22 protein-coding genes are annotated in these 20,338 nt (G+C 62.6%); 9 read left to right on the top strand and 13 right to left on the bottom strand.

Features of this window, described 5'->3' with window-relative positions; all coding sequences use genetic code 11:
* Window positions 1-13: 13 nt before the first annotated feature.
* Both A8B82_RS13590 and metA read right to left on the bottom strand, forming a co-directional pair.
* Window positions 14-973 carry an alpha/beta fold hydrolase gene (locus A8B82_RS13590; RefSeq protein WP_067293290.1) on the bottom strand — a complete coding sequence of 320 codons (960 nt, stop codon included), beginning with the start codon at window positions 971-973 and terminating at the stop codon, window positions 14-16.
* A gap of 16 nt (window positions 974-989) precedes the next feature.
* Window positions 990-1,907, bottom strand: a complete 918-nt coding sequence (metA, locus tag A8B82_RS13595; RefSeq protein ID WP_067293292.1) for a homoserine O-acetyltransferase MetA — start codon at window positions 1,905-1,907, stop codon at window positions 990-992.
* Between the two features lie 220 nt (window positions 1,908-2,127).
* On the opposite strand from metA, the gene A8B82_RS13600 reads away from it, so the two are divergent.
* The 3 genes from A8B82_RS13600 (at window position 2,128) to A8B82_RS13610 (ending at window position 4,070) form a co-directional block, all read left to right on the top strand.
* Entirely contained in the window at window positions 2,128-2,634 is a 507-nt protein-coding gene (locus A8B82_RS13600) for a hypothetical protein (RefSeq protein ID WP_138069762.1), read from the top strand.
* Window positions 2,635-2,770: 136 nt separating this feature from the next.
* Window positions 2,771-3,697, top strand: coding sequence for a hypothetical protein (locus tag A8B82_RS13605; protein WP_067293298.1), 927 nt, complete (start codon window positions 2,771-2,773; stop codon window positions 3,695-3,697).
* 19 nt (window positions 3,698-3,716) lie between these two features.
* Window positions 3,717-4,070 carry a hypothetical protein gene (locus A8B82_RS13610; RefSeq protein WP_067293301.1) on the top strand — a complete coding sequence of 118 codons (354 nt, stop codon included), beginning with the start codon at window positions 3,717-3,719 and terminating at the stop codon, window positions 4,068-4,070.
* On the opposite strand, the gene A8B82_RS13615 is transcribed toward A8B82_RS13610, so the two are convergent.
* The 4 genes from A8B82_RS13615 to guaA form a co-directional block, all read right to left on the bottom strand.
* Window positions 4,059-4,916 carry an ATPase gene (locus tag A8B82_RS13615; protein ID WP_067293303.1) on the bottom strand — a complete coding sequence of 286 codons (858 nt, stop codon included), beginning with the start codon at window positions 4,914-4,916 and terminating at the stop codon, window positions 4,059-4,061. The genes A8B82_RS13610 and A8B82_RS13615 overlap by 12 nt on opposite strands.
* A 12-nt stretch (window positions 4,917-4,928) precedes the next feature.
* Window positions 4,929-5,861, bottom strand: coding sequence for a DMT family transporter (locus tag A8B82_RS13620; RefSeq protein ID WP_067293306.1), 933 nt, complete (start codon window positions 5,859-5,861; stop codon window positions 4,929-4,931).
* 309 nt (window positions 5,862-6,170) lie between these two features.
* Window positions 6,171-7,037, bottom strand: coding sequence for a DMT family transporter (locus A8B82_RS13625; protein WP_067293374.1), 867 nt, complete (start codon window positions 7,035-7,037; stop codon window positions 6,171-6,173).
* A gap of 51 nt (window positions 7,038-7,088) precedes the next feature.
* Window positions 7,089-8,663, bottom strand: coding sequence for a glutamine-hydrolyzing GMP synthase (guaA, locus tag A8B82_RS13630; protein WP_201120813.1), 1,575 nt, complete (start codon window positions 8,661-8,663; stop codon window positions 7,089-7,091).
* 198 nt (window positions 8,664-8,861) lie between these two features.
* Between guaA and A8B82_RS13635 the strand changes: the two genes are divergently transcribed.
* Entirely contained in the window at window positions 8,862-10,406 is a 1,545-nt protein-coding gene (locus tag A8B82_RS13635; RefSeq protein WP_067293308.1) for a trimethylamine methyltransferase family protein, read from the top strand.
* A gap of 79 nt (window positions 10,407-10,485) precedes the next feature.
* On the opposite strand, the gene A8B82_RS13640 is transcribed toward A8B82_RS13635, so the two are convergent.
* Window positions 10,486-10,791, bottom strand: coding sequence for a DUF6477 family protein (locus A8B82_RS13640; protein WP_067293310.1), 306 nt, complete (start codon window positions 10,789-10,791; stop codon window positions 10,486-10,488).
* Window positions 10,792-11,078: 287 nt separating this feature from the next.
* Here A8B82_RS13640 and A8B82_RS13645 point away from each other — a divergent pair, with 287 nt between their 5' ends.
* The 3 genes from A8B82_RS13645 (at window position 11,079) to lipA (ending at window position 13,767) form a co-directional block, all read left to right on the top strand.
* On the top strand, window positions 11,079-12,176 hold the full coding sequence (locus A8B82_RS13645) for a DUF6456 domain-containing protein (RefSeq protein WP_067293378.1): 1,098 nt from the start codon (window positions 11,079-11,081) through the stop codon (window positions 12,174-12,176).
* Window positions 12,177-12,276: 100 nt separating this feature from the next.
* Window positions 12,277-12,732, top strand: a complete 456-nt coding sequence (locus A8B82_RS13650; RefSeq protein WP_067293312.1) for a DoxX family protein — start codon at window positions 12,277-12,279, stop codon at window positions 12,730-12,732.
* Between the two features lie 81 nt (window positions 12,733-12,813).
* Window positions 12,814-13,767 (top strand): lipoyl synthase, encoded by a 954-nt coding sequence (lipA, locus tag A8B82_RS13655; RefSeq protein ID WP_067293316.1) that lies wholly within the window; start codon window positions 12,814-12,816, stop codon window positions 13,765-13,767.
* Window positions 13,768-13,809: 42 nt separating this feature from the next.
* Here the strand turns inward: lipA and A8B82_RS13660 are convergent, their stop codons facing one another.
* The 5 genes from A8B82_RS13660 to hpt form a co-directional block, all read right to left on the bottom strand.
* Entirely contained in the window at window positions 13,810-14,862 is a 1,053-nt protein-coding gene (locus tag A8B82_RS13660) for an FAD-dependent oxidoreductase (protein WP_067293317.1), read from the bottom strand.
* Between the two features lie 166 nt (window positions 14,863-15,028).
* Entirely contained in the window at window positions 15,029-15,901 is an 873-nt protein-coding gene (locus A8B82_RS13665; RefSeq protein WP_067293381.1) for a cytochrome c, read from the bottom strand.
* 16 nt (window positions 15,902-15,917) lie between these two features.
* Window positions 15,918-16,391 carry a c-type cytochrome gene (locus A8B82_RS13670; RefSeq protein ID WP_082899310.1) on the bottom strand — a complete coding sequence of 158 codons (474 nt, stop codon included), beginning with the start codon at window positions 16,389-16,391 and terminating at the stop codon, window positions 15,918-15,920.
* 147 nt (window positions 16,392-16,538) lie between these two features.
* On the bottom strand, window positions 16,539-16,712 hold the full coding sequence (locus A8B82_RS24340) for a hypothetical protein (protein ID WP_162841712.1): 174 nt from the start codon (window positions 16,710-16,712) through the stop codon (window positions 16,539-16,541).
* A complete protein-coding gene (hpt, locus tag A8B82_RS13675; protein WP_067293386.1) occupies window positions 16,709-17,245 on the bottom strand; it encodes a hypoxanthine phosphoribosyltransferase in 537 nt (178 codons plus the stop codon). Before hpt ends, A8B82_RS24340 begins: the two co-directional genes overlap by 4 nt.
* Before the next feature lie 69 nt (window positions 17,246-17,314).
* On the opposite strand from hpt, the gene A8B82_RS13680 reads away from it, so the two are divergent.
* On the top strand, window positions 17,315-17,767 hold the full coding sequence (locus A8B82_RS13680; RefSeq protein ID WP_067293320.1) for a type II toxin-antitoxin system RatA family toxin: 453 nt from the start codon (window positions 17,315-17,317) through the stop codon (window positions 17,765-17,767).
* Window positions 17,764-19,041, top strand: a complete 1,278-nt coding sequence (locus A8B82_RS13685) for an MmgE/PrpD family protein (RefSeq protein WP_067293323.1) — start codon at window positions 17,764-17,766, stop codon at window positions 19,039-19,041. The genes A8B82_RS13680 and A8B82_RS13685 overlap by 4 nt, the downstream gene beginning before the upstream one ends.
* Here A8B82_RS13685 and A8B82_RS13690 read toward each other — a convergent pair.
* Window positions 19,023-20,204 (bottom strand): ammonium transporter, encoded by a 1,182-nt coding sequence (locus A8B82_RS13690; protein ID WP_067293326.1) that lies wholly within the window; start codon window positions 20,202-20,204, stop codon window positions 19,023-19,025. The genes A8B82_RS13685 and A8B82_RS13690 overlap by 19 nt on opposite strands.
* Window positions 20,205-20,338: the final 134 nt, after the last annotated feature.

A 20,338-nucleotide genomic window follows, 5' to 3' on the forward strand; every position in this document is an offset into this window, starting at 1 on the left:
GATGTTAAGGGGATTAACGCAAACCCGCACGGGCCGCGGCCCTGTCGATGGCGGCAGTCAGTTCCTCGGGCGCGGTATGTTGCAGCATGTGGCCCTGACCTGGCAGGATCTTCAATGCGCCACGGGGGACGTCGCCCATCAGCACCTCGGCGTGGATATGTGCGGGCACGATGGTGTCGGCATCGCCGTGGACCGCCTCGATGGGCATGGTCAGATTGCCGTATTGCTTTTGCATTTCAACCACATGCGGGCGCAGGGCATTGACCTGCTGGGCATTGGCGCGCAGCGACGTCCGGCGCAGGGTCAGCCCGGTGCCCAGATGGTCGCCATAGCCCGCCGGGGCCTCTTGCGGGGCAAAGATGGCGTTGATGCTGCCCTCGATATAGGTCCTGGGGACAAAGGCGGTGACCATCGGCACAAACAGCGCCCCACCGGGCAGGGAGCCATTGACCGTATAGGTCCAGCCCAGCCCGCCGGGCCAGGGTTCCGACACCGCACCGGCCAGCACCAGCGCGGCGGTATCATCGGGGCGCGACAGGCCCCAGGCGAGGGCCACGATGCCGCCAAAGGAATGGCCCAGCACGATGGGATTGCGCACATCCAGCGCATCGGCGGCCTTTTGCAGCAGCGCGGCCTGTGCCTGTGGCGTTTCTTCGGTGGTGTTCCAGGCACCGCCCGATCCGGGCAGGCGGCCCGTCCAGCCCATGCCGGGCCGGTCGAACAGGATCACCCGGTAGCGGTCGGTCAGGCGGCTGGCGAATCCCATGGTCAGGTCCCGCAGGTTGCCGCTGGCCCCGTGGATCAGCACCAGGTCGGGGCCGCTGCCCATGACCAGCGCATGCACCGGCACGCCGTCGATATCCAGCATCCGGCCCAGGGGCGGCGTGGCCGCTTCTGCCGCCGCTTCACGGGCTGCCGCGCGCCATTGAACGATGCCGATCAGCGCGGCCAGAAGGACAACAGCAATCATCATTCCGGTCCTCATCTGCTCAGGTGCCGATCAGCGAAATATCATAGGGGCAGCTTTGGTAGATCTCGTTGATCCAGTTGCCATAAAGCAGATGCGCATGGCTGCGCCAGCGGTTCATCGGCGCGCGCGACGGGTCGTCATCGGGGTAGTAGTTGCAGGGCACGTTGATCGGCGTACCCGAAGCCACGTCACGGTCGTATTCCTGTTTCAGCGTATCGCTGTCGTATTCGAAGTGGTTGAACACATAAAGCGCGCGGTGCTCCGGGTCTTCGATCAGGCAGGGGCCGACCTCATCGCTCGCCAGCAGGGTGGTCAGCTTGGGGTGGGTGTCGACCTCGTCCTGGCGCATCTCTGTCCAGCGCGACACCGGCACGACGCAATCATCGGAGAACCCGCGCAGATAGGGTGACGCGGGGGCGAGGTTGCGGTGCCGGAAACAGCCGAATGCCTTTTCGCTCAGGATGTGCTTTTTGACGCCGTGAAAGTGGTTGATCATGGCCATCCCGCCCCAGCAGACGCCGAAGGTGGAATGCACATTGGTCTGGGTCCAGTCCATCACCCGGCGCAATTCCTCCCAATAGGTGACATCGGTGAAATCCATATGCTCGATGGGCGCGCCGGTGATGATCAGCCCGTCGAATTTCTCGTCCCAGACCTGGCTGACGGGGCGGTAAAAGCTCTTCATATGTTCGGCGGCGGTGTTGCGGGTGCGGTGGTCCGACATGCGCAGCAGGCTGAATTCGATCTGCAAGGGCGTGGCCCCGATCAGCCGGGCGAACTGGTTCTCCGTCTGGATTTTCTTGGGCATCAGGTTCAGCAGCGCGATCTTCAGCGGGCGAATGTCCTGATGGTCGGCCAGCTCATCGTCCAGCAGCATCACGCCCTCGCGGTTCAGCACGTCATAGGCGGGCAGGGTGGCGGGTATCTTGATGGGCATGAGTTTGGCGATCCGTGTATTGAATGGTTTAGATAGACCGGGCAGGCTGCGCTGCCAAGGGGCCGGGGCGGCGGAGAACGCGGATGTGACATTGCATTTTCCGCAAGCTGACGCATCATGGCATTCTGTTGCGCCATGCACCGAGGTTTCCATGCGTCTGACCCTGCTTCTTCTCTGTCTGTTGTCCCCGCTTTCCGTTGCCGCGCAGCAAGGCGATCCCATGGATGTTCAACGCTGCATCTGGCGCTGCCTTGCCGATTCCTCCGGTCCGGCAAGTTCCGAATACAATCAATGCGTTGCGCGGCTTTGTTCAGGTGAACCCGTTGCGCCGCTCAGCACGCCTGCACCACCACAGCCAGTGCCGCTGGCCTGGCGCGCGGGGCTGGCCAGTGACGGGGTCCACCGCTTTGCGGGTGCCGATGCCGAGCAGGGCTATGGGTTCTACTATTTCTGCACGCCGCAGGTCAGTTTCTTTACCCTGATCGGCCTGCCGATGGATGCCGGACAATACAGGTTTGTGATCGGTGACGTCGCCTATCTGGTGCCGCTGGACCGCAGCCGCGGCGATCTGAGCGTGAACATCCCGCCGGGCGATGTGTTCATGCAGGGCGTGCAGGCGGGGTCCTGGCTGCGGGTGGAGGCGCTGGATGGCACATCGCTGATCCAGTTTTCGCTGTCCGGTGCCGGGGCCAGCATCAACAACGCGGTGCAGGGGTGTTTTGGCTGAGGTTGATGAAAGGTGACATGTCACCTGACTGTGGCTTAAATCTTGTGCCATTTCTGCTCTACGACATTTTAACGATTAACTCACGCTTCTGCCTTGGCGGTGACTGTATCGTGGTGCAAACAAAAGGGGTATCTGGATGCGTTCAAGAATTGGCATTGAACTGGCCGCCGTTATTCTGTTGGTCGGGTGTGGTGTACCCGCGACCGAAACTGAGGTAGCAGGTTTTGCAAACAGCCTTTCAGAAGTGGAAGCACCGCTTGCGCCGGTACTTAAGGCCGGAACAGAGCGAGAGACCAGCGCGGAGAAGGCGCGTTTCCTCGCGCGAGGCGAACTGGTCTATGACAGACCGCTCGATTGCATCGAAATCGTGTTCGGTCCCCGGACCGCAACAGAAAAGCTGGACCGGCGCAGCGCCGCCTGTGATGCGGCCCCAAGGTTCAGAGCCCCGTTGGTGCGTGGGAGCGCGGCTTATGCCGCTTCGGGACTTTCTGCTTTGCGAAGCTATGCGACTGTGCTGGAGCAGATTAGCGGATCGGACGTTTCTGCGCAGGTCAATGCGAATTTTCAGGAGTTCCTGACGTCGATCAACGCCTTTGCTACGGCAAACAATGCTGCCGGTGCGGAAAACGGCGTGATCAAGACGGATCAGATCGAACCGCTAGGCAACATTGTTGGACGCGCGGTAGAGGCACGGCGCGGTGCGATCCTGAAAAGGCTGGTGAACGCGGCTCATCCGCAGATCAAAGTGATCATCGCAGAATTGATCGCATATCGCGAGCCATCCGAAAGGCTGCTGTCGCAGGCGCGCGCGTTGAACACCGCATATGAGAATTTGACAACTGCACAGGATTCAGGAAACCCGGAATATTATGCCCGGATGACAGCACGCTACGAGGCCGAGCTTGCATCATTCCAGAAATCGGTCGGCGCCAGTGATGCGGGCCGACTGATGGCGCTCTGGCGGGCGCATCAGATACTGCACGCCCAGATCAACGGACCCGGTGATCCGGTAGAGTTGATTGGACTGCTGGAAGACTTCAAGGCTTTGGCCAAGACCAACTAGGTAGAAGGAGATAGGGGACATGACACAGTCCGGCGATATCCGCGGGATGAAGACTTATCAGCAACTCTATGACTACGGGTTTGCTGCTGTAGGGAAACTAGACGCGCGAGCGAGTGAGGAAACCGATGTCACGAAACGCAAGGCCTTGCGCGCAAAGTCATCGGAAATAATGGATTTCCTATTCCGGCTGCGGGCTGCTGAATTGGTCGAACTTTCGACGCCAACCTCCCAGATTTCAGCAGGCACACAATTGAGAAACGCAGTGGAAACAGCTAAAAAGGAGATGCGAAAACTCGAAAAGCTAGCGACTGCGCTTAAGGCCGCGTCGGACCTCCTGAAGATGGCAACGCTGTTGGTCAAACTAACCGTCTGACAGACAGCCCGCAATCAACTCCACGAAATCCGCTTCACTCTTCAACCCGCCGATCTGGTCGGGGGTGATGGTGACACCCCATTTCGCCATCGCCTCATAACGCGGCTGGCGGTGTGATAGGGCTTGCGCATAGGTCCAGCGGACAAAGGCATCAGGATCAACTTCATCCGCTGTGCATTTGTTTTCATTCAGATAATCCGTCCAGACCCGCGCAAGGAAAGCGGGCTGATAGGCCATCGGTTTGGGCGCGCGGTCAAAGCGGCGGATCAGCTCTTGCGTGTGGGCCTCATCGCCCCTGATCCAGACCAGCAGGCATTCCTCCGACAGGGTATTCAGCAGCGGATCATCCGGGTTTTCCGGGTCCACCCATTCGCAGATCGACCCGCCGGTGTCGCAGATGAAATGGTCGTAGCCATAAAGCGCCTTGGCGCGCTCAGCGAAATGCGGCGTGTCGTTCAGCGCCGCGATCTCGGCCAGGCGAAACGCCTCTTGCCGGGTGGCGTATTCGGCCATCGGCAAGCCGCCCTTCTGCGGCGAACCGGGCTTGCCTAAGAAAGTAGCGACTGCAGTAAGATCATGTGTATGCACATTTGGAGCAATGTATATTGCGTCATTTATTAGCATTTCTTTGAGATAGGGATGTGACATCGCGGCAGCTAAGCACGAATCCACGATCGCCTCGCCCATGTAGCGGGTGCCGATGCGGTAGTCGATGGAGTAGTGGAACCAGCCGCCCGAGGCGCGCAAAAGCCCGCTGAGGTGGGTTTTGCCCAGTCCCGACATGCCGAAAACCAACACTTTGCGGCGCGGCGCGGCGCGCCAGTCTTGGGCGGTGGGGTACAGCATGGGGCAGGTCCGTCAGGTTGATTTCGCCCCCTGTCTAGCGGAGCGGCGGCGCGGACGCCAGATGCGGCCGTTCAGGATCAGCAGCCCCGCCGCCAGCAGCGCAAAACCCGCATAGGCCGCCGGGCGCAGGGCCTCACTCAGCATCAGCGCCCCCAGCACAATCGCAAAGGGCGGGATCAGCAGCGTGACCAGCATCAGGTTGCCGCTGCCCGCCATGCCCAGTACCCGGTAATAGAGCAGATAGGCCAGCGCCGTGCCCAGCAGCGCGTAATAGCCGATGGCGGCCCAGGTGCGGGGGCCGAGCGACAGATCGACCGGCCCCTCAATGCTCCAGGCGACCGGCAGCATGATCAGCGTCGATCCGGTGACCATGCCCGCCGCGGCGACCTGTGGCGGCTGGCCCGACAGCATCTTGCGCGCCCAGACAGAGGCGAGCGCATAGGACACCGTGCCGCCGATCACCGCCAATTGGGCCAGTGACCGGATGTCGAACTGGGCCAGATTCTCCAGCCCGATGGCGGTGGCGACCCCGGCAAAGCCCAGCATGACGCCCGCGGCCTTGCGTGGGGTGATCCGCTCATCCGCAAAAAAGACCGCCGCCGCGATCACGCCAAAGATCGCCGTGGCGGCATTTAGGATCGAGGTCAGGCCGCTTTCGATGTGCAACTGGCCCCAGGCCATCAGGCCGAATGGGACCACGTTGTTCAGCAGCCCCATGACCAGGAAAGCCCCCCAGACCCGCAGGTCGCAGGGCACCGGCAGGCGCATCAGCAGCACAGCCCCCCAGAGCGCCAGCATCGCCCAGCCAACCCGGTGGGCCACGGCCCAGAGCGGCCCGATTTCATCAAGCGCGACCCGGATGGAGACAAAGGACGCGCCCCAGATCGCCGCCAGCAGCAGCATCTCGGTCCAGGCGCGGGGGGTGATTGATTTCTGCGGGCTCATGACTAGGGCCTGTGGACGTTCATCTTCGACCACCCGTTTCTGCCCAAAATTGCTCAGTTCCAGGCAAGAGAGCGCAGGAATAGCCAGCTATTTCAAGCGCTCTTAACGCAGAAATGGGCAATTTTGGCGAAACCCCTGCGGGGCGCGGCGGATTTTGCCTCTGCCATCCCGGATGTTCGCTTCCAATGATCACATTGCTGCGCTCACATCAGGGCGCCAGCGGCAAAATCCGACTCGCGCGGGTGGTCGAAGATGAATGTCCACAGGCCCTAGCGTTTTACGCCGCAAGAGCGCACACCGCGACCCGGATCATGCTGGTTTTCTGCGGGTCTCGACCCAGATGTTCAGATAATTCCCGGCAAAGATGATGACGGCACCGACGAACACCCAGATGTCCACTGTCTCGCCATAGACCAGCATGGCGAGGATGGCGATGACGGGCAGGCGGGCAAAGTCGATGGGAGAGACCACCGCAGCCGGGGCCAGCCGGAGCGCATTGGTGATACAGAAATGCGCCAGCAGCCCGCAGAGCCCGACCAGCGCCAGCAGCGGGGCGCTGGCCAGCGTCGGCAGGGCGATGTCTCCGTCATATCCGGCAGTGATCAGCCCGAAGATCAGTTGCAGCAGCGTCAGGTAGAACATGATCGCGGTGATGCTTTGCCGGGCGGTCAGTTTCTTGGTGGTGATGAAGGTCAGCGCGAAAAAGACGGCACAGCCGGCGGCGGCCAGCACGCCCGCGTTCATCCCCGCAACCGTGGGGCGCGCCACGATCAGGATGCCGATGAACCCCATCAGCGCCGAGATGGAGCGGACCCTGGTCAGCCGCTCGCCCAGTAGGAAGGGGGAGAGCACGATCACCCAGAGCGGCGTGGTGAATTCAAAGGCAAAGACCTGCGCCAGCGGGATCACCGTCACCGCAAAGAACCAAAGGTTCTGGCCGGTGAAATGCACCATATTGCGCAGGACCTGAAGGCCCAGCGCATCGCGGTTGATCTCGTGCCAGGTGCCGACGCGATACGCCACGCCGATCACGATGAGAAAACCGAAGACCGAGCGATAAAGCATGATCTCGAAAGTGTCGTAATCGGTCCCCAGCTTGCGCCCGGCCATTGCCATCGCGGTGAATGAGGTGATGGCACCCAGCATCCAGAACGCTGCGCGCAGCGTCTGGTTGATCGGGGGAAGTACGGTATTCTCGGTCACGGGTGGGCAGGGGTCATTGTGTGATCATTCCCACTCGATCGTGCCGGGGGGTTTGGAGGTGATGTCATAGGTGACCCTGTTGATGCCGGGCACCTCGTTGATGATGCGGGTGGCGGTTTCGCCCAGAAATTCATGGGTGAAGGGGTAATAATCCGCCGTCATCCCGTCCACCGATGTCACCGCGCGCAACGCGCAGGCGAAATCATAGGTGCGCCCGTCGCCCATCACGCCCACGGTGCGCACCGGCAGGATCGCGACGAAGGCCTGCCAGATTTCGTCATAGAGGCCATGTTTGCGGATCTGGTCGATATAGACGGCATCGGCCTCGCGCAGGATGTCGAGTTTCTGGCGCGTAATCTCGCCGGGGCAGCGGATCGCGAGACCGGGGCCTGGGAAGGGGTGGCGCCCGATAAAGCTGGGCGGCAGGCCCAGTTCGGCACCCAGCGCGCGGACCTCGTCCTTGAAGAGTTCGCGCAGCGGTTCGACCAGTTTCAGGCCCATCTTTTCGGGCAACCCGCCGACGTTGTGGTGGCTCTTGATCGTGACAGAGGGGCCGCCGGAAAAGGACACGGATTCAATCACATCGGGGTAAAGCGTGCCCTGTGCCAGGAACTCCGCCCCCTCGATCTGGTTGGCGTATTTCTGGAACACGTCGATGAACAGCCTGCCGATGATCTTGCGCTTGGTTTCGGGGTCGCTGACGCCGTCAAGTTCACCCAGAAACAGCTCAACCTCGTCGGCGTGGATCACATGCAGGTTCATGTGGTCGCGGAACATGCCGACGACCTCCTCCGCCTCGTTCTTGCGCAACAACCCATGGTCGACAAAGACACAGGTGAGCTGGTCGCCCACCGCCTCGTGAATCAGGGCGGCGGCAACCGAAGAATCGACCCCGCCGGAGAGGGCGCAGATCACCTTCTTGTCGCCGATCTGGTCGCGAATGGCGGCGACCGCCTCTTCGCGGTAGGCGCGCATGGTCCAGTCGCCCTTGAAGCCCGCAAGCCGCACGAAATTCTCGTAAAGCCTTGCGCCGTTGGGGGTGTGATGGACTTCCGGATGGAATTGCACGGCGTAGAAATGACGCGACGGATCGCCGGTGATGGCAAAGGGCGCATTGGGCGAGGTGCCGTAGACTTCGAAGCCCGGCGCGATCTTGCTGACGTGGTCGCCATGGCTCATCCAGACCTGTTCGCGGTCGGTGGCGAACCAGCCCTGCAGCAGGTCGAGCGGCTGGCCGGTGGGTTTGACAAAGGCGCGGCCGAATTCGGCGGTGCCGTGGCCGCGTTCGACGTGACCGCCAAGGCAATGCATCATCACCTGCTGGCCATAGCAAATGCCAAGGATCGGCACGCCGAGGTCAAACACCGATTGCGGCGGCATCGGCGCGCCTTCGGCAAAGACCGAAGAAGGCCCTCCCGACAGGATGACGGCCTTGGGCTGGAATTCGGCGAGAAAGGCGTCGTCCACCGTGTTGAACGGATGGATTTCGCAGAAAACGCTGAGCTCGCGCAGGCGGCGCGCGATCAACTGGGTGACCTGGCTGCCGAAATCTATGATCAGCAGGCGGTCGTGGGCGGCGGGGGAAATGAGTTCTGTCATGGCCATTGATTAGGCAGGGTTTCGCGGCGTGGCAAGTGGCGGACTGGGGCGCTGCCCCAGACCCCGGGAATATTTTGGCCAAAAAGAGCATGGAGGGATCGGGGCGATGTCGTTTTTCTCCCCCCGGCGGCGGAAATCGCGCGAACCGGGGCGGGGGGATACGTTAGGAGAAGGAAATTTCTGAGCAAGGGTCATATCATGGCGGAATCAGCACGGCGCGGACGGACACGGGGTGGCGGCGGTGCAGCGCGCCGGGCGGAGCGCACGGCGGTGTCTTTCGAAACCGCGCGCTTTATCGAACGCAACATCCCCAATTTCGAAGTGTTGAACGAGGAAGCGCTGCAGATCATCGAGCGCAACGCGGATATCATCCTCGAAGAGGTGGGCGTCAATTTCCCCGAAAACCCCGAAGCCTTGCAGATGTGGCGCGATGCCGGTGCGGACGTGCGCGGCGAGCGGGTGCATATCCCCAAAGGGCTGGCGCGCAAGCTTTGTGCCACCGCGCCCTCCACCTATACCCAGCACGCGCGCAACCCCGAGCGCAACGTCGAGGTCGGTGGCCGCAATCTGGTGCTGGCACCGGTCTATGGCCCGCCTTTCGTGCGCGATATTGCAGGGGGCCGACGCTATGCCACCATGGCGGATTTCAACAAGTTCGTGAAACTGGCCTATATGTCCAAGTGGCTGCACCATTCGGGCGGCACGGTCTGCGAGCCGACGGACATTCCCGTCAACAAGCGGCACCTCGACATGCTGCATGCCCATATGACGCTGAGCGACAAACCTTTCATGGGCTCCGTGACCGAACCCAGCCGCGCGCAGGATTCGGTGGACATGTGCGGGCTGCTCTTTGGCGAGGAGTTCGTGCAGCAGAACACGGTGATGACCTCGCTGATCAACATCAACTCGCCGATGACCTTCGACGATGTGATGATGGGCGCGCTCAAGGTCTATGCCGAGAACAATCAGGCCTGCATCATATCGCCCTTTATCGTGGGCGGCGCGATGGCGCCCACCACGGTGGCGGGGACGCTGACGCAGGTGCTGGCGGAAACGCTGGCCGGTGTCGCCTACAGCCAGCTGTGCCGTGCCGGTGCACCGATTGTCATGGGGGCCTTTGTGACCTCGATCGACATGAACTCGGGCGCGCCGACCTTTGGCACGCCGGAAGCGGCGCATATCACCTATGGCGCGGGGCAGCTTGCCCGGCGGCTGAACCTGCCCTACCGGTCGGCCGGGTCCTTCTGCGGGTCGAAACTGCCCGATGCGCAGGCCGCCTATGAGACAGCGAACAGCCTGAACATGGGTCTGCTGTCGGGTGTGAACTTCATGCTGCATTCCTGCGGCTGGCTGGAAGGGGGGCTTGTGGCCTCCTTTGAAAAATTCGTGATGGATGCCGATCAACTTGGCGTGCTGCACCATTTTGCCAAGGGCATCTACATGGACGAGAACGGCCAGGCGATGGATGCCATCCGCGAGGTCGGCCCCGGCGGGCATTACCTGGGCTGCGCGCATACCCAGGCGAACTTCAAATCGGCCTTCTGGAAGTCCGACTTGCTGGACTACAAGCCGTTCGAGACATGGGAAGACGAGGGCGCGCGCGACACTGCGCAACTGGCCGCCATCCGGGTCGAAAAGATGCTGGCGGATTACCAGCAGCCGGCGCTGGACCCGTCCATCCGCGAATCGCTGGACGCCTATGTGGCCCGCAAGAAGTCCGAAGCGCCCGACAGCTTCATGTAAGATTGCGGCCGGGCCGGTTTGTCCGGCCTGGCGGCACCGGTGAACCCTCTGCCGCCCCGGTGGCGGCAGATGTCACCCGTCATGTCACGCTGCGCGGTGTGTCATTGACCGCGCGCAGCACGCGCGCCTCCCCGACCATGGCAATCAGCACGTCGATGTGCCGGATCAGGCTATAGCCTGCATCCGCGCGTTTGCGTTCGTCCTCCAGCATCGCCTCGATCTCCATCAGGCGCAGCAGGGCTGCGCTGTGGCGGGGCAGCACCCCATAGCCCAGAAGCCGGGGCAGATGGCTGGAGCGGCGGTAATTCTCGGCACCGATGCGCGCGGCGCGCATCATCAGGCGGGGGCGGTGCAGGGCGCTCAGCATGGAAAAGACATCTTGCATGGCGGTGGTCCTTCTCTGGTCGGAATGGCGGAATCGCTGAGGGCCGTTTTGCCACAACTCACGCGGGTGTTGCGCCGCGTCCGATTGGGACGTGCGGCACCTTCACCACTGTTTAGAATTTGAAAACAATGATTGAGAAACCGAAAAAGTTTTAACGATCAGGTAACCAGTGCACCCATAGGTTGCAGCTTGTCCGCCTGTGGATATCCCGTCAACCTACGGAAACAAAAACATAAAATGGAGTGGTATGCGTTTTGTCAGGAAAGAGTATTCATCAACCGTTAATCCTGCCGGACTGGGTGCCGGAAGGCGCGATTCATTATCTGGCCCATACCGAGCTTGGACAGCCGATGCGGGAACTCGCCCGTAGTGCGGGGTGCCACGCCTCCACGATCATGCGCCAGATCCGTCGGATAGAAACCCGCCGCGACGATCCGCTGGTGGATGCCGCCCTGCAATGTCTGGGCGCGGAACGTCGGCCGATCAGTGCCGGGAAAAACCCCTCAAAGAAAGATCTGCCAATGGCTCAGCCCGCCCTTACATCCGTACCCGACGAAGCGACGCTGAAACAGGAGGCGATGCGCATCCTGCCCCGGCTGTGCGAAACCGGCGCGGTGCTGGCGATTGCGGCGGAAATGGAAAAGGCCGTGGTGGTGCGCGACACCGCATCGGGGGGCAGCACCCGGACGGCTGTGGTGGATGCGGCGGTGGCACAGGCCATGGCGCTGAAGGACTGGATCGCACCGGCCAACTCCGGGCGCATCATCCGCGATCACATCACCACGGCAGGGCGCAGCGCGCTTGGCGAAATGATCGGCGCAAACGGGGGGATGCGGCGCGGCACCGGGGGTTTTGCCGAGGCGCAAACGGGTTTTGAAGGGCCGGACATGGGATGGCAGGACGATACCGATGACGCAGAGAGCAACCGCCGCCAGAAGATGCGTTTTTCGCTGGCCGACAGCCCGCTGATCGCGCTGTCGCGGCGCAAGGACAAGAGCGGAAAGCCGTTCCTGAGTGATGCGCTGGTGCATGCTGGTGAACATCTGCGCGAGGATTTTGAACTGGCGCAGATGGGCACGCGGGTGACCCAGAACTGGCAGGGTTTCCTGACCGCAGGCACGCAGGGCGGGTCCTGCGGGACAGGTGGCGTGTCGGACAGTGCCGGGGCGGCGCAGGCGCGGGTGACATCCGCGCTTCGCCACCTTGGGCCGGGCCTGTCGGATGTGGCACTGCGCTGCTGCTGCTACCTCGAAGGGCTGGAGACCACGGAAAAACGCCTTGGCTGGTCGGCGCGGTCCGGCAAGATCGTGCTGCGCATTGCCCTGATGCGCCTGAAACGCCATTACGATGAAACCATCGGGCCGGGCGGGCCGATGATTGGCTAGCTCGGAACCTGCCGCTCAACTCTGCGTGTGATGCACGCGCGATCAGGGACAGGCCGGTTCTGGAGGGCTATGAAGTTGCAACTCTCAAGGAGTGACTTCGATGACCTTTCAGGACCGCACAGATGCCGCCGCCCTGCTGATCCTCCGGCTGGGGCTGGCGTGGTTCATGTTCCTTTGGGCGGTGCACAAGGTGATCACCCCCGGCCAGTATCAGGCGCTGGCGCGTCATTTCGACAAGGTCGATCTTTCCCTGCCGCAAATCTATCTGGCGGGGGGCGTCCAGATTGCGCTTTGCCTGATGGTGGCGCTGGGGATCTTCCGATATGCCAGCTATGGCGCGTTGGCGGTGATGCATTTCTACACGCTGACGCGCCGGTGGGAGGGGTTCCTTGACCCGTTCGCCGTCAATGACAAGGGCTTTCCCATCAACCGCAATCAGGTGATCGACCTGGCCGTGATGGCGGCATTCATTGCGCTTGTCTTGCTGATTGCGCGCGACCACTGGTCGCTGGGCGGCTGGATGCGGCGGCGCATCGGGCCGCGCTGGTGGCAATAGGGCGCAAGGCTGCATTGCGCTGCTTGGGCTTTTGTTGCCGCGAAGTTGTGTTACATAGAGCGCAAGCAACGTGAGGTCCCCATGCGCGATCTGAAAATCCCCGAGCAGCGTCACCCCGAAAAGGCGCGCAAGCCCGACAATGCCCAGCCCAAGAAACCGAGCTGGATCAGGGTCAAGGCTCCCGGCGGCAAGGGCTATGCCGAAACCGCAAAGATCATGCGCGACAACAAGCTGACCACGGTCTGCGAAGAGGCCGGATGCCCCAATGTCGGCGAATGCTGGAGCCAGGGCCACGCCACCATGATGATCATGGGCGAGGTCTGTACCCGCGCCTGTACCTTCTGCAACATCGCCACCGGCAAACCGCCAGAGGCGCTGGATGTGTTCGAGCCGGGCAGGGTGGCCGATGCGGTGGCCAAGCTGGGGTTGAACCACGTTGTCATCACCTCTGTTGACCGCGACGACGTTGAGGACGGCGGGGCGGAGCATTTTGCCCAGACCATCCGCGCAATCCGCAAACGCAGCCCGGACACCACCATCGAGATCCTGACGCCGGACTTCATCCGCTGCGATCCCAAAGTGTTGGAGATCGTGGTCGCGGCGCGCCCGGATGTGTTCAACCACAATCTTGAGACGGTTCCCGGCCTCTATCCGGAAGTGCGCCCCGGCGCGCGCTATTTCCACAGTCTGCGCCTGTTGCAAAGGGTCAAGGAACTGGACCCGTCGATGTTTACCAAATCGGGCATCATGGTGGGGCTGGGCGAGGATCGCCAGTCGGTCATTCAGGTGATGGAAGACATGCGCGCCGCCGACATCGACTTTCTGACCATCGGGCAATACCTGCAACCGACGCCCAAGCACCACCGGGTGGATCGCTTTGTGCACCCGGATGAATTTGCCGCCTATGAAAAGTCGGCCTATGGCAAGGGGTTCCTGATGGTCTCCGCCACGCCATTGACGCGGTCGAGCTATCACGCGGGCGATGATTTCGCGCGCCTGCGCGAGGCGCGCAACCGCAAGCTGGGGCTGGCCTGATTTCCCGGCCTAGGGCCTGTGGAAAATGAATGCCCAAAGGCCCTAACCACTGACGAAATAGCGCACCGCCGCCCGCTGGATGGGCGGGACCGCCGCAATAAACTTCATCACGCGGGGCATGACCATCCGCCGCAACGGGCTTTTCGACTGCATCGCCTTGCGCAACCCCTCGCTGAAGGCCAGCACATGCGCCCCTTCCGCATGGCGCGCGGCGTGGTATCCCGCAAGCCCCCCGTCGATCAACCGGCCGGCAAGGTCCGCTGCATCCGCAATGCCGAGGTTCATGCCCCGTCCGCCCGCCGGTGAATGGCAATGCGCGGCATCCCCGGCCAGATAGACCCGGCCCACTGCATAGTCTGTCACCTGCCGCACCGAGATGGTGAAAGCACCGCTGCGGCGGATGTTGGTCACATTCATCGGCACCGGCAAGGCGGCAAGCGCGTCAGGCAGGCTTGCGATCACCCGGAACCGCGCCGCCTCCAACGGGGCCACGATGCAGATGTTGCCATGGGGCAGCATGAAGCCCTGAAAGGTTTGCGGATCGCGCCAGTCCGGGCTTTCCACATCCGCGATCGACCATTGGCCCGGCAGGTCAAAGCCGGGAAAACCCAGCCCCAGCGCCGCGCGCACGGCGCTATGCGCCCCGTCCGCACCAATAACATGGTCGAAAACCGCCTGCGTTCCGCCCAGTTGCACGCGCAGGCTTGTCTCATCCTGGGTCAGCCCCTCGAAAGGGGTGTCATACTCGATCCTGCCGCCAAATCGGGCAAGGGCACGGGCCAGGAAATGCTCTGTCCGGTCTTGCGGAAGCCCATAGAGCCGGGATCTGTCGTCGAAGTTCAGGGCAAATTTCGCAACCCTGCGCGCGCCGGTGTGAAAGGCGACCCCGTCAAAGCGCACGGCCTCGGTCCTGATCTCGTCGGCCACGCCGGAAGGGGTCAGAATATCCATCGAGAGTTGCTGGATTCCGACGGCCCGGCTGAGTTCCGAGGGGCCGGACCGCTTGTCGATGACGCGCGGCAGGACACCCCGGCGCGCCAGTTCCACCGCCGCTGTCAGGCCGGTTGGTCCGGCACCCACGATCAGGATGTTCATGACCGTCTCCTTGCTCTGAATATCCAGATAGCAAATCCGCGCAGCGTCTCAAACCGGGGCCTGCCAAAAACCTCCTGCACGTAGGCCTCAAATGTGCAGAACCACGCCCATTCTCTTTTTGGCCAAAAATATCCATCCTGCAGTTTCAGCCAGCGGGACCGCCGCGTCAGGGCAAGGCCTTGAGATAGGCAGCAATCGCCGCCCGGTCGCCTTCGGGCAATTGCGACATGTTGTCCACCACCGATGCCATGGTCCCGCCGGCGCTGTCGAAATCCGGGGTCAGCCCGCTTTGCAGGTAATAGGCGATGTCATCGGCGGACCAGTCCAGCCCCTGGGGCGTGATGTTTGGAATGCGCCCCTTGCCGGAGGGGTTGGGCGCGCCGGTCAGCCAGGCATCGCGCTGCAGCCCGCCAATTGGCCCGCGCGGCGTGTGGCATTCGGCGCAATGGCCCAAGGCCTCGACCAGGTAGCGCCCGCGCGTCACCTCTTCTGACATTTCGCCGGTCATCACATAGGCTTCATCGAGGTAGAGCAATTTCCACAGGCCCAGACCGCGCCGGATGTTGAAGGGAAATCCAACGTCATGCGGTTTGCTGGGGGTGTCCGACACCGGCAGGGTTTGCAGATAGGCAAAGAGGTCCGTCACATCCGTGTCAGTCATGTGGATATAGGTGGTATAGGGAAAGGCGGGGTAATAATGCTGCCCCTCGGGCGAGACGCCCCGCGTCACCGCGCGCGCGAAACCGGGCAGGTCCCATCCGCCGATGCCTTCCGGTCCGGGCGAGATGTTGGGCGCGTAAAATGTGCCGAAATCGCTGGCGAATCCCTCGCCGCCCGCCAGCGTCAGCTTGTCCTCGCTTTCAGGGGCCACGTGGCAGGAGGCGCAGCCGCCCGCGTGAAAGATGCGCGCGCCGTTTTCCACATCCGCCACATGCCCGCTGGCAAATTCGGCATTGAGTGGGGCAGGGCGCGTCAGCACCCAGAACACCCCAAGGCCAATGACCGCCAGCAGGCAGATCGCAATCAGAAAACGGCGCAACACTCAGACCCGGCGATCAGTTCTCGGGGCCGCGATAGTTTTCATGGCAGGCCTTGCAGGCCCCGCCAATATCGCCCATCCCGGCACCCACGGCTGCGGCATCCGACGCGCCGACCATGGCGCTGGCAGCGGTTTCAAGCTTTTCAAACGCGGCACCGAATCCCTCTGCATCGCTCCAGATCTCGGGTTTGGCGCGGGAATCGGTAGCCGCACCCTGTTCGGTGCCTTCGATCCACAGGGTTGCGCGGTCCATCGCGGCCAGTGAGGCGATGTTCATGGCCGCGGCGTCGACCATGGCGGAATCATATTCCATCTCGCCTTTGGCGACCCCGCCCAGAATCCCGGTGTGATAGGCGATCATCTGCATCATGGCATGGCGTGCCGTCACGCTCTTGTTCTCTTCGCCTGCATGGCTGGCGGCAAAGCCTGCGGTTGCGAGCACACCGCACATGATCGCGGTGACGGTCCGGGTGGTAAAGGTCTTCTGCATTGGCTGATCTCCATGGCTGAATGGCAAAAGTGAAATTTAACAGGTTCTTGCATCAGCATGCCATGGACCACAAAATGCGCCAAAAACATTTTCGTGATCGGCGGAAACATCGGCCGGGCCGGGGGGGCGGCCATGTGGGGCGACGGGTCAGAACCGGCGCGGCACGCGTTCTGCTGTGGCCCAGTCCGGCCACCATCCCATCCATTCGATGCCGAAGATGATCAGCGCCAGCGCAATGGCGGCAAAGACCAGTTTGACCCGTTTGGCAGAGGGCGGGTTATGCGCCCATTTCGACATGCGGAGCAGCCAGATCGGGTTCATGTGAAACGGACCTTTCCAATAAAGGGCAGGTTGCGGTCGCGTTGGGCATAGTCGATGCCATAGCCCACGACAAATTCATCGGGGATCTCGAAGCCGGTCCAATCCGCCTTCATATCCACCTCGCGGCGGCTGGGTTTGTCCAGCAACGCGATGGTCTTGAGCCGCGCAGGCTCGCGCGATTTCAACAGGTTGGTGACATGGTGCAGGGTGTGGCCGGTGTCCACGATGTCTTCGACCACCAGCACGTCGCGGCCTTCGATGGCACCGCGCAGGTCCTTGAGAATGCGCACCTCCCGGCTGCTTTGCATCCCGTCGCCATAGCTGGAGGCCTCAAGAAAATCGACCTCGATGGGCAGGTCCAGCTCGCGCACCAGATCGGCGATGAACACGAAGGACCCGCGCAGCAGGCCCACGACGACCAGCTTGTCGGTGCCGTCGAATTCATCGTGGATGGCGCGGCACAGCGCCTCGATCCGGGCGGCAATCGCCTTGGCCGAGATCATTTCATCAATCACATAGCGACGATCTGTCATGGCCATTGGCCCTTGATTTCATGGCGTTTACCGGAGACATAGGGCTAACCCGAGCAGACCCGGAACGCAATGCCGACCCATTCAGAGACCAAAGAACTGCCCTATACCGCGCAACAGATGTACGATCTGGTGGCGGATGTGGGCAAGTACCCCGAATTCCTGCCCTGGACGGCTGCCGCGCGGATACGCAGCGACACACCACAGGGCGATCATCGCGTGATGGATGCCGACCTGGTGATCAGTTTCAAGGTGTTCCGCGAGCGATTCACCAGCCGCGTGACGCTCTGGCCCGCCGAGATGAAGATCGACACCGAATATCTGGACGGACCGTTCAAATACATGCTGTCGAACTGGCGGTTCGAGGATGCGCCGGGGGGGTGTCGCGTGCATTTCCACGTCGATTTCGAATTCCGCAACCGCATCCTTCAGGGCATCATCGGTGTTGTCTTCAACGAGGCGATGCAGCGCGTGGTGAAAGCCTTTGAAAAACGGGCAGAGGCGCTTTACGGATCGGGTGCATGAGCACCATTACCGACCAATTGATCCGTTTCCGCAAGGCTGAGGTTCCGGCCGAGGCCGCCGTGATGATGCGCCTGTCGCTGTTCGACTGGGCCGCCTGTGGCATCGCCGGGGCGCAGGCCGGTGAATTTGACGATTTCGCCGCCGCACAGCGCGCCATGGGCGCCGGGCAGGCGCAGATATTCGGCGGCGGCACCGCCACCGCGCCGCTGGCGGCACTGGTCAATGGCACCCTGTCCCATGCGCTGGATTATGACGACACGCATTTTGCCCATATCGGCCACCCGTCGGTTGCGGTGCTGCCCGCCGTGCTGGCGCTGGCCCAGGAACTGCGCGCGCCGCTGGACGAGGTGGTCGAGGCCGCGACGCTGGGCGTCGAATCCTCCATCCTCGTGGGGCTCTGGCTGGGGCGGAGCCACTATCAGGTCGGCTATCATCAGACCGCCACGGCGGGGGCTTTCGGCGCGGTCATGGGTTGCGCGCGCCTGCTGGAGCTGGACAAGCACCAGTTGCGCGCGGCGCTTGGGCTTTGCGCCAGCATGGCCTCGGGGCTGAAATCGCAGTTCGGCACCATGGCAAAGCCGCTCAATGCCGGGTTGGCCGCCCGCACCGGGGTGGAAGCGACGCTTTGGGCGCAGGCGGGCATGACAGCGGCAGAGGACGGTCTGGCGGGCCCGCTGGGGTTCGGCCCCACCCATCACGGCGAGGCGGCAGAGGTCAGCCTGCCGCGCGGCACATGGCACATCACCGACATCAGCCACAAGTTTCACGCCTGCTGCCACGGGTTGCATGCGATGCTTGAGGCGCTGCGCGGTGCCGATCTGGACCTGGGCGCGGTGGAGGGCATCCACATCCGCACCCACCCGCGCTGGATGAGCGTCTGCAACATCGCGGCACCGACCACGGGTCTTGCGGCCAAGTTCAGCTATGCCCAGACCTGCGCGATGGCGCTGTTGGGTCATGACACCGGCGGCATTGCCAATTTCACCGATGAGATCACGCAAGACCCGGCGATCACCGCCCTGCGCGACAAGATCCGTGTCAGCGAAGAGGCGCGCCTGTCCGAGACCCAGTCCGAGGTTGCCGTCTCCTTTGCCGGCGGCGCGATGCGGCGGTTGAAGCATGACCTTTCCGCGCCGATTCCGTTGGAGGTCCGCGCGGCGAAATTGCAGGACAAGGCGGTGGCCCTGCTGGGCGAGGACCACGCCGAGGCGCTGTGGCTGGCGGCGCAGGGCGATGACCTGCCCGCCCTGACGGATCAGCTGGTCAGGTCATAGGCCCGTTCGCCATGGCTGGACAGGTCCAGCCCGTTTGATTCCGCTTCCGCATCCACCCGCATTGGCACAATTGCGCGGCAGACAAGGGCGATCACGACTGTCACGACGGTTGTGAATGCGCCGACGATGGCCAGCGAGCCCAGTTGCGCGGCCCATGTGCCCGCACCCAGTGCCGCAATCATGATGGTGCCAAAGATCCCGCCGACACCGTGGACCGCAAAGACATCCAGCGTGTCATCCACCTTGAGTTTGTTGCGAATCAGCGTGACCGCTTCCTGGCAGAGCACCCCCGCAACCGCCCCGATCAGCAGCGCGGCCCAGGGCCCCACGAACCCCGATGCCGGGGTGATCGAGGCGAGGCCCGCAATGGTGCCGGTGACCAGACCGACCATTGAGGCCTTGCCGAACTTGATCCGCTCCCACAGCGCCCAGGTGAGCGAGGCGGTGGCGGCGGAGATATGGGTGACGGTGATCGCCATTGCGGCACCACCATCGGCGGCCAGTTGCGAGCCGCCGTTGAAGCCGAACCAGCCGACCCAGAGCATCGCGGCCCCGACCATCACCAGCCCCGGATTATGCGGCGGTTTGCTGTTGTCCCGGCGTGCGCCCAGCATGATCGCCAGAATCAGCGCCGCGATCCCGGCGGTTTCATGCACCACGATGCCGCCGGCAAAGTCGCGTACACCTGTTGCGCCAAAGATGCCGCCATCGGCCAGCATCCCGCCGCCCCAGATCCAATGCACCACCGGCGCATAGCACAGCAGCATCCACAGGCCGGAGAACAGCAGCAGGAAGGCGAAATTGATCCGCTCCACATAGGCGCCGACGATCAGGGCGGGGGTGATGATGGCGAAGGTCATCTGAAAGGCAAAGAACAGGATTTCGGGCAGGGTGCCGCTGAGGCTGTCGGCGGTGATCCCGCTCAGCCCGGCCTTGTCCAGCCCGCCCCAGAGGCCGCTTGCGCCGGGGCCAAAGGCGATGGAATAGCCCAGCAGGAACCACAGCACCGACATCAGGCAGGCGATGGCATAGCAATGCATGAAGACGCTGAGCACGTTGCGCGCGCGCACCAGGCCGCCATAGAACAGGGCAAGCCCCGGTAAGGTCATGAAGAGGACCAGCGCGGTGGCGGTCATGATCCAGGCGGAATCTGCAGCGTTCATAAGATGTCTCCGGGTCAGCGTCAGGGTTGCCGCACCTTGGAGATGCGGAACGCCCAGAAAAGACCCGACATGCTTATTTTGGCGTCTTTTTCGAAAATGCCGATATTTTGGGCAGCCAGCGGGGCTGTTTGCCC

The organism is Sulfitobacter sp. EhC04 (assembly GCF_001650875.1).
Taxonomy (GTDB): Bacteria; Pseudomonadota; Alphaproteobacteria; order Rhodobacterales; family Rhodobacteraceae; genus Sulfitobacter.